This window comes from Shewanella sp. MSW, assembly GCF_007636515.1.
Classification (GTDB): domain Bacteria; phylum Pseudomonadota; class Gammaproteobacteria; order Enterobacterales; family Shewanellaceae; genus Shewanella; species Shewanella indica.
Genome location: NZ_LVDR01000015.1, coordinates 104,607 through 117,946 on the forward strand (window position 1 = coordinate 104,607; position 13,340 = coordinate 117,946).

14 protein-coding genes are annotated in these 13,340 nt (G+C 53.0%); 4 read left to right on the forward strand and 10 right to left on the reverse strand.

The annotated features are described in order from the left end of the window. Positions 1-7 precede the first annotated feature (7 nt). From AYI96_RS15705 to AYI96_RS15730, 6 genes are all read right to left on the reverse strand, one after another. Complete coding sequence (locus AYI96_RS15705) at positions 8-628, reverse strand: YfgM family protein (RefSeq protein ID WP_039035071.1); 621 nt, start codon at positions 626-628, stop codon at positions 8-10. Positions 629-646: 18 nt separating this feature from the next. After that, on the reverse strand, positions 647-1,924 hold the full coding sequence (gene hisS, locus AYI96_RS15710; protein WP_039035072.1) for a histidine--tRNA ligase: 1,278 nt from the start codon (positions 1,922-1,924) through the stop codon (positions 647-649). A 118-nt stretch (positions 1,925-2,042) separates the two neighbouring features. Next, the gene (gene ispG, locus AYI96_RS15715) at positions 2,043-3,155 is read right to left on the reverse strand and encodes a flavodoxin-dependent (E)-4-hydroxy-3-methylbut-2-enyl-diphosphate synthase (RefSeq protein ID WP_144361959.1); all 1,113 of its coding nucleotides are present in this window, start codon (positions 3,153-3,155) and stop codon (positions 2,043-2,045) included. 63 nt (positions 3,156-3,218) lie between these two features. Further along, positions 3,219-4,136 (reverse strand): RodZ domain-containing protein, encoded by a 918-nt coding sequence (locus AYI96_RS15720; RefSeq protein ID WP_083399908.1) that lies wholly within the window; start codon positions 4,134-4,136, stop codon positions 3,219-3,221. Then, the gene (pilW, locus tag AYI96_RS15725; RefSeq protein WP_039035075.1) at positions 4,136-4,921 is read right to left on the reverse strand and encodes a type IV pilus biogenesis/stability protein PilW; all 786 of its coding nucleotides are present in this window, start codon (positions 4,919-4,921) and stop codon (positions 4,136-4,138) included. Before pilW ends, AYI96_RS15720 begins: the two co-directional genes overlap by 1 nt. A gap of 32 nt (positions 4,922-4,953) precedes the next feature. Continuing rightward, positions 4,954-6,075 (reverse strand): bifunctional tRNA (adenosine(37)-C2)-methyltransferase TrmG/ribosomal RNA large subunit methyltransferase RlmN, encoded by a 1,122-nt coding sequence (locus AYI96_RS15730; RefSeq protein WP_039035076.1) that lies wholly within the window; start codon positions 6,073-6,075, stop codon positions 4,954-4,956. A 202-nt stretch (positions 6,076-6,277) separates the two neighbouring features. Between AYI96_RS15730 and AYI96_RS15735 the strand changes: the two genes are divergently transcribed. After that, complete coding sequence (locus AYI96_RS15735; RefSeq protein ID WP_144361952.1) at positions 6,278-7,354, forward strand: CNNM domain-containing protein; 1,077 nt, start codon at positions 6,278-6,280, stop codon at positions 7,352-7,354. A gap of 170 nt (positions 7,355-7,524) precedes the next feature. Continuing rightward, complete coding sequence (locus AYI96_RS15740) at positions 7,525-9,270, forward strand: bifunctional metallophosphatase/5'-nucleotidase (RefSeq protein ID WP_144361953.1); 1,746 nt, start codon at positions 7,525-7,527, stop codon at positions 9,268-9,270. Between the two features lie 208 nt (positions 9,271-9,478). On the opposite strand, the gene AYI96_RS15745 is transcribed toward AYI96_RS15740, so the two are convergent. Further along, a complete protein-coding gene (locus tag AYI96_RS15745; RefSeq protein ID WP_144361954.1) occupies positions 9,479-10,372 on the reverse strand; it encodes a LysR family transcriptional regulator in 894 nt (297 codons plus the stop codon). Positions 10,373-10,510: 138 nt separating this feature from the next. Here AYI96_RS15745 and AYI96_RS15750 point away from each other — a divergent pair, with 138 nt between their 5' ends. Beyond that, a complete protein-coding gene (locus AYI96_RS15750; RefSeq protein ID WP_144361955.1) occupies positions 10,511-10,954 on the forward strand; it encodes a DoxX family protein in 444 nt (147 codons plus the stop codon). Positions 10,955-11,078: 124 nt separating this feature from the next. After that, positions 11,079-11,771: a pirin family protein gene (locus AYI96_RS15755; RefSeq protein WP_144361956.1), complete on the forward strand. Its 693-nt coding sequence runs from the start codon at positions 11,079-11,081 to the stop codon at positions 11,769-11,771. Positions 11,772-11,845: 74 nt separating this feature from the next. On the opposite strand, the gene AYI96_RS15760 is transcribed toward AYI96_RS15755, so the two are convergent. The 3 genes from AYI96_RS15760 to tnpA all read right to left on the reverse strand — a co-directional run. After that, on the reverse strand, positions 11,846-12,355 hold the full coding sequence (locus AYI96_RS15760; RefSeq protein WP_101095789.1) for a GNAT family N-acetyltransferase: 510 nt from the start codon (positions 12,353-12,355) through the stop codon (positions 11,846-11,848). After that, positions 12,352-12,903 (reverse strand): GNAT family N-acetyltransferase, encoded by a 552-nt coding sequence (locus AYI96_RS15765; RefSeq protein WP_233962487.1) that lies wholly within the window; start codon positions 12,901-12,903, stop codon positions 12,352-12,354. The genes AYI96_RS15760 and AYI96_RS15765 overlap by 4 nt, the downstream gene beginning before the upstream one ends. Positions 12,904-13,022: 119 nt before the next feature. After that, a partial coding sequence (gene tnpA / locus AYI96_RS15770) for an IS200/IS605 family transposase (RefSeq protein ID WP_144360736.1) occupies positions 13,023-13,340 on the reverse strand: 318 nt, incomplete at its 5' end.

Consider the following 13,340-nt stretch of genomic DNA (forward strand, 5'->3'; position numbering starts at 1 on the left):
GCCTTCCTTATGCCTGATTCAGGTTATCGAGTTTCATCTGCAGCGCCGGACTGGTTGTCACGCCGCCATTTTTAACGGCTTCCTGGTAAGCGAGTCTCGCCTTGTCGGTTTCCCCTTGACGCAACAGCAGATCGCCTTTGAATTCATCTCTTTGGGTAGCAAAGGCACTATCTTTAACCTGCTCAAGCGTGGTCAAAGCGGTAGCAACCTGGCCCTGTTCAGCCTGAATTCGTGCCAGACGCAGTGTGGCAACCGCTGTCAGGGCATCACCCGGCTTGGCGGCAATCACGGTTTTGAGGGCAGCTTCAGCTTTTGCCAGGTCACCGGCCTCTACCGCGCTCTTGGCAACAATCAGTTGCATCAGCGCCGAGTAACCGGCCTGGGCGTGCTGCTTGTCAAATTCGGCAGCGGCAGCCATCACTGTGGCTTCATCACCGCCTTGCATCAAGGCCTGGTTAAAAGCCTGAGAGGCAGCTTCGGCACGTTCGACTTTGACATCGGAATAATAGTTCCAGCCATAAAGGCCACCCAGACCTATTACGGCACCAGCGACTATCGAAACACCATAGTCTCTCCAGAACTGCTTGATCGCCTCAACTTGTTGTTCTTCTGTGCTGTAGATTTCCACCCGCACTTCCCCTCTAAATTATTTAATCAGTTCTGCCAAATAGTCGGCCAGGGCCTGGCGTTCAACATCCTGCTGAGCGCCATCACCCCGCAGCGGTTTCACCGCCACCTTGTTATTGGCCAGTTCGGTCTCACCGATAATCAGCGCAAAACCCGCGCCGCTCTTATCGGCTCTTTTCATCTGTTTCTTGAAGTTGCCACCCCCGCAGTGACTCATCACCTTAAGCTTGGGCAGCTTCTCACGCAGTTCCTGGGCAATTTTCATCGCCTCAATTACGCAGTCATCGCCCATGGCGGTCACGTAGACATCCACTTCGGCAGCAACATCGGCGTTCAGCTCCAGGGTTTCCAGCAGCAGAACAATCCGTTCCAGCCCCATGGCAAAGCCCACTGCCGGCGTTTCTTTACCGCCAAGCTGGCTCACCAGACCGTCGTAACGACCACCGGCCAGCACAGTGCCCTGAGCGCCTAAACTATCGGTGACCCACTCAAATACGGTGCGGTTGTAGTAATCCAATCCGCGTACCAAGCGTGGGTTAACCCTGTATTGGATACCAACGGCCTCCAGGAGTTCACACAAGCGGGCAAAATGTGCCTTGGAGTCTTCACCCAGGTAATCCATCAGCGCCGGGGCATCGGCCAGCAAGGCCTGAACCTGCTGATCTTTTGAGTCCAGTACCCGCAGTGGGTTGCTGTACATGCGCCGCTGACTGTCTTCGTCCAGCTTGTCTTTATGTTGCTCGAGGAAGGCCACCAGCGCTTCACGATAGGCGGCGCGCTCGTCGCTGTCACCCAAAGTGTTCAGCTCGAGCGAAACATGGTCGGTCAATCCAAGCTTCTGCCACAAAGAGGCAGACAACATCAGCACTTCGGCGTCAATATCGGCGCTCTTGATGCCATAAACTTCAACCCCGAACTGATGGAACTGACGATAGCGCCCTTTCTGTGGCCGCTCGTGGCGGAACATGGGGCCCATATACCACAGACGCTGTTCCTGGTTGTACAAGAGGCCATGTTCGTTACCGGCACGAACTGTCGAGGCGGTGCCTTCCGGACGCAGGGTGAGACTGTCACCGTTGCGATCGGCGAAGGTGTACATCTCCTTCTCGACAATATCTGTCACCTCCCCTATCGAACGCTTGAACAGGTCTGTGTTCTCAACGATAGGTGTGCGGATTTCACTGTAACCGAAAGAGGCAACCGAGGCGCGCAGTACCGCCTCAACTTTTTGCCATACGGGGCTTTGGGTTGGCAGAATGTCATTCATTCCGCGAATCGCTTGGATCTGTTTTGCCACTATCTCGACTCGTTTTGCTCTGGGGCTAAAAATTCAAAAATGCCAGCCATTATAGGCGCTTCACCGGCAAACGTAAAACTGGCCAGCGCTGGCCAGTTCACATTCACGTCATTGGGGATTATTCGGCTTCTTTGACTGAAATACGGTTTTCCATCATTTGCGCCTTAGCGCGAATTTTGGCTTCAAGGGCATCGACCAGATTGTCGTTGTCGAAGCGCTCTTTCTGACGCTCGCCTTCGTCATAATAACCGCTCTTGCGGTTACCGCCGGTAAGGCCAATATGAGACACCAGGGCTTCCCCCGGGCCATTGACCACACAACCTATGATGGAGACATCCATGGCTGTGGTCACATCTTCCAGGCGTTGCTCCAGGGCATTGACCGTGCCTATCACGTCAAACTCTTGTCTTGAACAGGATGGACAGGCGATAAAGTTAATTCCGCGGGAGCGAATGCGCAGCGACTTGAGGATATCGAAACCAACTTTGATCTCCTCTACTGGATCGGCTGCCAAAGACACTCTCAAAGTGTCGCCTATGCCTTCTGCAAGCAGCATACCCAGGCCCACAGCCGATTTTACGGCACCGGCACGGGCACCACCGGCTTCGGTGATCCCAAGGTGCAATGGCTGTTTAATCTGTTTCGCCAGTAAACGGTAGGACTCCACGGCCAGGAACACGTCCGATGCCTTCACCGAGACCTTGAACTGGTCGAAGTTGAGCCTGTCGAGAATATCCACATGGCGCATTGCCGATTCCAGCAAGGCTTCCGGGGTGGGCTCATTGTATTTGTCCATCAAGTCTTTTTCGAGACTGCCGCCGTTTACCCCGATGCGGATGGGGATATTCTTATCTCGGGCAGACTCAACCACGGCACGGATACGTTCTTCATTGCCTATGTTGCCTGGGTTAATACGCAGACAGTCGGCACCGTATTCCGCCACTTTAAGCGCTATGCGGTAGTCGAAATGGATATCGGCCACCAGCGGCACCTTGACCTGCTGCTTGATAAGCCTGAACGCCTCGGCGGCATCCATGGTAGGCACAGACACCCGTACGATATCAGCGCCCACAGTTTCCAGCGCCCGGATTTGCGCTACTGTGGCTTCTATATCTGTGGTGCGGGTATTGGTCATGGATTGCACGGCAATCGGAGCGCCATCACCTATGGGAACATTGCCGACATAGATGCGGGTGGAAGGACGGCGTTTTATGGGATTTTCACTGTACATCGTATTCTGCTCTGTTGACTCGGCGCCATGAGTGCGCCACTTCAATTATCCTGCTTGGTGCTATTATGCCTGTGGCAGGGTCAGTCTGGCTACCCGGCCGCTGGGGAAATCGGCAAGGCTCACAGCCTGGCCGTTAAACGTCAGACTCACTGTCTGCGGTGCGCCCAAGACCAGTTTAAAAGGCGCCTTGCCTTGTACCCTGATGGTTTGTCCTGGCGATCTCAAGCCATCTATCAAAGTTTTGCCGTTGGCATCTGTAAGTTTAATCCAGCAGTCGCCATCAAGCTCGATACCGACAGAAGCCTGCGTTGCCACTGTTGCCACCGGTTGCTCGGTCATATCGACATCTGAGTTAACAACACCAGAGTTGACTTCATCAGTATTGTTATCCTCAACAAGACTCTTCTCTACTTCAGCGGTAGGTGTTTCGGTTGAAGTTTCAGGCGGAAGTTCGGTTTCTGCTATTTGTGCCTGACGCGATTCAAACTCTCTGGCCTGCTGCACCTCTTCTGCCGTAGGTTGGGAGAAATCGACATCGGAAACCACAGAAGGTTTTTGCAGCCACCACACCACCAGCAGGGCCAGCAGCAGAAAACCGATAAGGTAAGTCACCAGCATCAAACGGCTGTCGGTAGCCTGACGGCTGGTCTTGCGCGAAAAGCTCTGCATCGCCGGCTCAGTCACCTTGGGGACCTGCCGTGCCAGGCAATTGTTGATAGCTTCTTTATCCACGCCCAATATGCGGGCATAGTTCTTCACGTAGCCGCGGACATAGGTGGAGGAATCGATATTGCTGAAACAGTCTGCTTCAATATCGGTCACTATGCAGGGGCGCAAGTGCAGCCTGGTAGCCGCATCTTCTACAGTGATACCTTTTTGTTCGCGTGCGCTTTTCAGTAATGACCCGAGCGTATCCTCTTGCCCGGGAACCTTTGGGTTCTCGTCTTCATCCTTGTTGACTTGGTTATTCAACTCTGTCATCAGTGCATACTTGCCCGGTATTGTTTAGCCTGGGGAGACGCCGGAAATTTGGCCTGCAGCAATATTCCATATCGCTTGGCGGCCGCGTCATCATTTAACCCTTGCTCAATGCGAATGCCCAACGCCAAGCTTTCCGCGGTTTCAGGAACTACTCGGTGGAGGCGTTCCAATTGCATTCTGGCCGCGGCGTAGTTATGGGCGTCAAGCTCCAATTCTGTCAGTTCCAGTAATGAGACCTGTCTTCTGGGCTCATACTTTAGCGCCATCTCAAAATAGTGTCGCGCTTTTTCTCTTTCCCCGGCATCCCGACTGCAAATACCCAGGTTTTCATAGCTGGAGGCGGTGCGGGTATATCTGGGGTTGTCGATTGCCATCAGGAACATCTTCTCTGCCTTGGCATATTTCTGCTGCTGGCAGAGAAATACCCCAAAGTTGTTCATCGAGTCGCCGCTGGCATTGCGGGTATCTATGGCGGCTTCATAAGCTTGCTCAGCCTTCACCACTTCACCCACGGTTTGATAATAATAAGCCATGGCAATATGCACATCCTCAAGGTGAGGGGCGTATTCCATGGCTCTGTCTAGATTATATTTGGCTTGTTGGGAGTTACCTTTTTGCAGATAGGTCAGGCCTAGCTGCGTCCGTTCCTTGGCGGCGGCAATTTTATCAAACTGGCGTTGCGAGACCGGAATGTCCGTGCCGGCATAAGTTCGCTCGGTTACACATCCGGGCAACATGGCCCCTAGCAGTAACGCGAGCGTTAAACCTGGCAATCCGTGCTTCATTGGCAAACCTATAAATCTGGACAAACAAAGAGTTAATCCATTGTGACCGAAATTTGATTGGCTTGCATGCGTTTTTTCGCCAGACGCTTGGTTCTGTCACGTATATCACCGGCCAACTGGCCACAGGCGGCATCGATATCATCGCCGCGGGTCTTACGCACTATTACAGTCAGACCGTATTCCATCAGCACTTTGGCAAACCTGTCGATACGGGAGTTAGAAGAACGCCCGTAAGGAGATCCCGGATAAGGATTAAACGGAATAAGGTTGACCTTGCAAGGAGTATCCTTCATCAGTTTGGCCAACTCATGGGCCTGCTCTGTGCTGTCGTTGATATGATCCAGCATCACATATTCCAGTGTGACCCGGCCACGGTTAGCGTTGGACTTGGCGATATAACGACGAATAGCAGCCAAAAATTCGTTAAGCGGATACTTCTTGTTGATAGGCACCAACTCGTTACGCAGCTCGTCATTAGGGGCATGGATACTGACCGCCAGCGCCACATCGAGGGCATCGCCCAACTTATCCAGCGCAGGTACAACGCCGGATGTCGAAACCGTTACCCGCCGTTTGGACAGGGCAAAACCAAAGTCATCCAGCATGATATCCATCGCCGGGATCACATTGGCCAGGTTCAGCAAGGGCTCACCCATGCCCATCATCACCACATTGGTGACCGGGCGCTCACCGGTTTCCTTCTGAAAACCGAGGAAGTGGGATACCCGCCAGATCTGGCCGACAATTTCAGACACTGTCAGGTTACGGTTAAAGCCCTGCTGAGCCGTGGAGCAGAAAGTACATTCCAGCGCACATCCCACCTGGGATGAGATACACAGAGTCGCCCTATCATCTTCCGGAATATAGACAGTTTCCACTTCCTGACCTTCGCCGACATTAATGGCAAACTTGATGGTGCCATCGGCCGACTTCTGATAGCTGGAGATCTCCGGCGCTACCACTTCACAGCGCTCTTTCAACTTGGCCCGCAGGTGTTTGTTGATATTGGTCATCTGGTCAAAGTCACTGATCCCGAAGTGATACAACCACTTCATCAGCTGTTCGGCACGAAACGGCTTATCGCCCAACTCGACGAAAAGCTCACGCATTGCCTTACGATCAAGATCCAAAAGATTGATCTTTTTTTCACTCATTTGACTTTCCTCAACACCAAAACCTGCAGCAGGGCGGCGAATTATACAGATAGGCCGCAACTATAGCCAGTAATTCAGCGGTTCCCCTTATACCCTACTTTCTCTCTACCGAGCATAAAATTAAGCTTCAGCTCACAAGCTCTATGATAGAATAGCGCTGGGCTAATGTTGGCCTTTGCATCGGAGTGATAATTCCCCCCTTATGCTAACGCTTATCGTTATTGTATTGGTCGCCATCGGCGTCTCTTTTCTCTGTAGTGTGTTTGAAGCCGTGCTGCTTTCGGTGACGCCCAGCTATATCGCGTCGCAGCGCCAGTCCACCCCGGACGCTGCCGAACGTCTTCAAAAACAGAAAGACAATGTCGAATCTCCTCTGGTCGCCATTTTGACACTCAACACCATAGCCCATACCGTAGGTGCGGCCGTGGCCGGTGCCCAGGCCGCCAAAGTGTTTGGCGATGAGATGTTGGGGGTATTCTCCGGGGTACTGACCTTCCTCATTCTATTCTTTTCCGAAATCATCCCCAAAACCATAGGTGCCAACTACTGGCGAGCCATGGCCCCCAGTGTGTCTGTTGCCCTGGTGTGGATGGAACGCATCACTCTGCCGCTTATCTGGATGTCCAATAAGGTTACCCGTTTGCTCGGCAAAGGTGACTCTGGCCAGTATATCCGTCAGGAAATGAGCGCCATGGCCAAGATAGGCCATGAATCCGGTGAGCTGGATGAGCAGGAAAGCAAAATTCTGACTCAGATGCTGAGCGTCAAGGAGATGCCGGTTACTGCCATCATGACTCCAAGAACCGTGATGTTCACTCTGCCGGCCGCCCTGACTCAACATGAATTTGTCAGCCAGCATATCAACAAGCCTTTCACCCGGGTGCCTATTTTCGACAAGGATCACGACGACATTATAGGCTATGTCAATCGTACCGATGTGCTGCTGAGTGAACGGGATAACCCAGATGCGCCCCTAGGGAACCTCAAGCGCAATTTGGTGATAGTGCCGGAAACCGCCCGCATCCTGCCGCTGTTTGAACTGATGATCAAACGCAACGCTCAGATAGCCATGGTGGTTGACGAGTACGGCAGCGGTCAGGGGCTGGTGACACTGGAAGACATAATCGAATCCTTGCTGGGGCTGGAGATTGTCGATATTAACGACCCGGCCACCGACATGCAGCAACTGGCAAGGCGACTTTGGAAACGTCGCATGAAAGATAAAGGGATCCGCCTCTCGGATGACAGAGAGCCGGTCACTGACTCCCAAGGGCTCTGATTGCAGAATATTAATTCAGTGCTTTAATACAGGTGTCATCCAAGTGGGAGATAGTTTGACAGGCTAACGACCCACCCATCAATACAGTCATCATTTTGGGGGAGCTCAGGCTCCCCCTTTTTCATCTGCCTCTGGAGGTGTACAATCCCCGCTCGCAGAATGAGGATGATATGCACACAGATTATGTTTTAAGACTTGCCCATCTCAACGATACCCACTCACACTTGGATCCCAGCCGGGTTCAGTTCAAGATTGACTCTCAGGGACGCGAGTTTGATCTTCACAGCCACAGTGGTGGCTACGCTCGGATCTCGGCTCAGGTCAAGGCCGCAAGAGACGCTGCCCAAGCACAAAACCAGCCTTTTATCCTGCTCCACGGCGGCGATTGTTTCCAGGGCACCTTGTATTACAGCCAGTTCAAAGGCCGGGCCAACGCCAAACTGCTAAAGATGTTGGCACCCGATGCCATGGTCATAGGCAACCATGATATTGACGATGGCAACGCTCTGCTGGCCGGTTTTATCAAAGAGGTCGGCTTCCCTGTGCTAGCGGCCAATATGGATCTCAGCGGCGAAGCTGAAGATAAGCCCGGGCGTCTTCGAGGGCTGGACAACCTCTATGATCTGGATACTACCTCAGGCATCGGCCGCTGCCTGATAAAACCTTTCCACGACAAGCAGCTGGCGATAGTTGGTATTACTCTGGATCAAATGAAAGCCATCGCCAGGCCGGATCCCGATACCGAATTTACCGATGCCTTTGCCACTACCAGGAAGACTGTTGAAGCCCTCAGAGCCAAAGGCATAGTGCATATCATAGTGCTCAGTCACTTAGGGTTGGATCAAGACAGATTACTGGCCGAAACTATCCCTGGGATCAGCCTGATCGTCGGCGGCCACACCCATACCCTGATGGGTGATTTCCGCGGTTTTGGCCTGCCATGCCTGCCCTATGGTGAAAGCGTCAACGGCGTGCCTATCCTCCATGCCGGTAAACATGCCGAAACCCTGGGGCTCGCCGACATTCAGTTCGATGACGCGGGCCGGGTGACCCAACTCGAAGGCAGTAACATCTTTATGCTGGACCGTCAGTTTCTGCTGAGCGGCCCCCAGGCGGCCACCGAAGCCGACTATCAAGCCGCCAAGGCGATCTTGGAGCAACACCCAGGTATTCACTGGGATGATAACGATGAAGCCATGGAGCAAGTGATAGCCAACGAGTTCCGCCCGGCGATAAGCTGCATGGAAAATCAGGTGCTTGCCCTGGTATCCAAACCTCTGGTGCATACCCGTCTGCCAAGCCGCACCCTGCCCCACGGCAGTGAAATAGCCCCCTGGGTCAGCCGCAGTATGTTTCTGGAGTCCAAAGCCAAAGACCAAAGAGTGGACTTTGCGCTGCATAACGCCGGCGGCGTGCGTCAATCTGTGCCCCAAGGACAACTGACCAAAGCCGATGTGCTCGGGCGCCTGTTGCCGTTTGAATTGCCGCTGGTTAAATATGAAATCGCCGGGGAACACCTCTACCAGGCACTGGAGTCGGCCATCAACGCCGCCACCAACAACGGTGTGCGTGGTACCGGCGCCGGCAGTTTTCCCTATACCTATGGGCTGAGATATTTCTATGATGGCCGCAGACAGCAGGGAGAAAGACTATTCCGGCTGGAGCTGTTGCGGGCAAATGGCCTGTGGCAAGCGCTGGCACCAGAGCAGCATTATGTCGGGGTGTCCACCTGCTACACCACGGCCGGGAAAGAAGGCTATGAGCCTCTGCTGCAAGCCCGCTGGCAGGAGTCCATGCCATCACTGACATTGCCGGGCGCCTTCATCAACTTCCTGAAAAAGGCTCCCAAACTGGATGAGTTGCTATTGCCCCATGTGCACTATACCAGCCACAGAGCCGAAGCAGCCGGCGAATAAGCCTGCCACATTGAGCGCGGTTATCCCTCGCCCCTGTGCGGGCAAAGCAACCATTCAAGGCCATAAGCTCTGCTCCTAAACCCTGGTTGTAAGCCATTTTATAAACTGCTTTATAAACCTACCGCCTTCATAAACCTACCGCCTTCATAAACCTATGGTTCCATAAACCTATGGTTCCATAAACCTACAGCTTCATAAACCAACCGCTTCATAAACCAAAGTCACTGCCTTGCAGGCGCTCGGCAAACCAGCCAAGCGCCTTTCCCATCTCCCCTTTTCGCCAGGCCATATAGATGGGCAGCGAAGGCCTGGGCAAGGCCACTTCACGCTGCACCAACTCACCTTTGGCCAACGCATCCCGGATCAAATGCACAGGCAGAAAACCCACCCCTATTCCCATCTTCTGTGCGGTGATCTTGGCTTCCATCGACGACACCCGGATAAGCTGACGACTGTCAAACACCCCACTGGAGCGCTGACTCAAGGAGCGCGAGGTATCTGCCACTATGATAGATGGAAATTGCAACAAGGCTTCAGAGGCTATCTCAGTGTCAAATTGCGCCAAGGGATGCTCAGGCGCCACAACAAACACAAACTCCAGCTCACCAAGCTTTTGCAGTTCATACTGACCTCTTGGCAATTCGCCCGTGACGCCTATGGCGATATCGGCGCGGTTGGAATAAAGCGCATCCCAGCCGCCGCCAAGGGCCTCATGGGTCACGCTGACGGTGAGCTGTTTACCCAGCTCAGTGAATTCTTTAATTAGTGAAAGCAGCGGTGCCTGCGGCAAAACCGTATCCAGCGCCAGGGTCAGTTGCGCCTCCCAACCGGTTTCCAATTGCCTCACGGCATCCTCAAGCCGGGCGGTGGCCGCCAGGATCTCCCGCCCCTGGGTCAACACCAAACGTCCCACTTCGGTAAGTTGAGCCCGAGTGCCCTTACGTTCAAATAATCTGCTTCCCAGTTCACTCTCCAGCTTTTTAACCTGATAGGTCAAGGCAGATGGCACCTTGAAAAGCGCCTCGGCCGCTGCCGAGAAACTGCCTTTTTTATCTATAGCATCCAATACTTTAAGCGCATCCAGGCTAATGACAGAGTGCATGACAAAACCTACGTTCAATTTTTTTGAAGTTCAATGTCAAAATGTTCCGATTTTCAGCCGTAAAGGTCAAGAATAAACTGCACAGTAACTGGACAGGAAAGCCTATCTACCCTATTCAAATTCATTGAGGACACCATTATGAAACACCTGATGATAAAACTGCTCCGCACCGATGCCGGTTTCGCGCCTCTGGCGCTGCGCCTGCCTATAGGTATCACTTTTATGGCTCACGGCGCCCAGAAGCTCTTTGGCTGGTTCGGCGGTTACGGCCTGGAAGGCACAGGACAATGGATGACCTCTATCGGCCTGACTCCCGGATATTTGATGGCGCTGATGGCCGGTTCCAGTGAGTTTTTCGGCGGTCTGCTGCTTATCATAGGTTTGCTGATTCGCCCCACTTCCGCGGTGTTGGCCTTCACCATGCTGATGGCGATAGTCACAGTGCACCTGGACAACGGTTTGTTTATGTCCAACAACGGTTACGAGTTTGGTCTGGCATTGTTGGCCGCCACTGTATCCCTGGCGATTTCCGGCGCCGGTAAACTGTCCATCGACAGCATGATTGCCAGCAAGACACATTAATTCTTGTAAAGCACACATCTTGCTTTAAGCCATTCACTGCTTACAGGCCTTGCATCCTGGCCTGTAAGTCTGTGAAGAGCACATAAAAGACTTGTCTGCACCTTCCCAGCAGGAGAACTGAATTATGATTTATGTACGTCATGCCGATGAGCGCGGCCGGGCCGACTTCGGCTGGCTCAAGAGCCAACACAGTTTTTCATTCGGCAACTATTACGATCCAAGGTTTATGGGGGTCTCGGCCCTGAGGGTCATCAATGATGACAGAGTCGCACCAAGCGCCGGTTTTGATACCCACGGCCACAAGGATATGGAGATCATCAGCTATGTGATTTCCGGCACCATAGCCCATAAAGACAGCTTTGGTCATGTGAAAACCCTGCCGGCCGGTGAGTTCCAACTTATGTCTGCCGGCACGGGGATCTATCACAGTGAATACAATGCCTCGGCAACTGAACCTCTGCATTTCCTGCAGATCTGGATCCAACCGAGTAGCCAGGGAGGCACCCCGGGTTATCAGCAAAAAGCCTTTGCCCAGAGTTCGGCCCTGACCCCGGTCGTCACTCCCGATGGCCGCGATGGCACCCTGTCCATCAAACAGGACGCCAGCGTCTACCGCCTGGAGCTAACCGCTGCCGAGCAGACGAGCTTCAAGCTGGCAAAGGGGCGCAACTTCTATGCTCAAGTGGTGGAAGGAGAGCTGCAACTGGCAGGTGAACCCCTGCAAAGTGGCGATGGCATTCACATCAACGAACTTGAGGAGTTTGTCATCAAGGCCGGCAACAAGCGTACTGTCGCCCTGGTGTTTGATTTGCCGTAACCAGCAGCGTTTTTGGCGTTTGTCCAAGGCCGCCCCTGGAACTTCATTTGGGTGATTTTCCAGGGCAGCTTAGGTTATAACTGCAGCAGCATACTGAAATTGGTCAACACTTCCCCGTGACGTTGATGCTGATTGCGCTTCAAGGTTGTAAAGCCCTGCTTGCCGAAAAACGCTTTGGCATAGAAAGAAGCTTCAACCCTCAAACACTGCACCCCGGAATCGACGGCGTATCTCAATAGCTGCCGGTAGAGCTCGGCGGCAATCCCCCGGCGCTGGGCATTGGGGTGAGAAAAAAGGCAGTCTATCTCGGCTTCACCCGGCGCATTCAAAGGCTTTAAGTTAATAAATCCAAGCAAATTGCGACCATCTTCGGCAACCCAGAGCGCCGTCCCCTGCAAACGATTTCGCCACTCATCTTCGCTGCGCTTTGCCGGCGACCAGGCCTGGCATTGCGCCTGGCTGTAATGCTCTGTGCTGGCGTTTACCACCAGATGAAACAGCTCGGCGATGGCCGCGCAGTCCTCAGGGCGACCTTGGCGAACAATAAAGCCATGCTCGATTTGAGTGGCAGTTGGTGAGTTCATGAAGACTTAACTCTTTCGTGCACCAAAGGCGCCAGTATCAGCTTCATAAAATAGCTGCCGAACATTTGGCCGGATTTTTCCTGATAGCTTTTGTGACGCAAACGAAACCCTGCACGCTCAAACACAGGTTTGGACAGCGCCGAAGCATCTGTTGTCAGGTGATGATAGCCTTGGGTGAGTGCCCACTTCTTGGTGGCTTCAAGCAAGGATGAGGCAACCCCCTGACGCTGGCTATCGGGCGCCACATAAAGGCAAGCGATGTAACCTCGCTCACGGAAGGTGGTCTCCAGCAACACAAAGCCCACACATAGAGGACTTTGCTCACTGCCCTTGAGCATCACCCAGGCCTGAGCCCGTTTGAGCCTTAGCTGCCAGTATCGCCCCGAGCGCGGCGCCGCCGACCAAGCCAGACGCTGAGCCGCATTATAGCGGGCATCATCTATGGCAGTAACGGCACTGTGGTACAGATTGGCTATCTGCTCCCCCAAGTGCCTGTGACGAGAATGAGAGTAAACCTCTACCCGCAACATGAGAATTGGTACCAACACAGTTGAATTGCAGGCATTTTGCCCGACATTTGTGCTCAGGCAAAGCCCTTAAGCACAAGTAAAGAATCCACCTTCTGAAGAAGGTGGCTTTATATATGCCCCCTCAAAGGGGGCGTTGTTTACTCCAGCGTTAACTGAGTTTGCTCCTGCTTTTCTTCTTTCTCTTGATGCCGGACATAACGCCTTATTATCTCTTCATTTATTCCAACCGTATTGACAAAGTATCCTCGCTGCCAAAAATGGTTACCCCACATTTTGTTCTTCCTCAAGTATGGATATTTACTAAATAGTTTTAGTGCTATTTTGCCTTTGAGCGCTCCCATCAGTCTTGATATCGATAACTTTGGCGGAACTTTTATAACTAAATGAACATGGTCTACCTGAACATTTAACTCTACTACTTTGCACCCAAGTTGCTCACTGTAAACGTGAATACA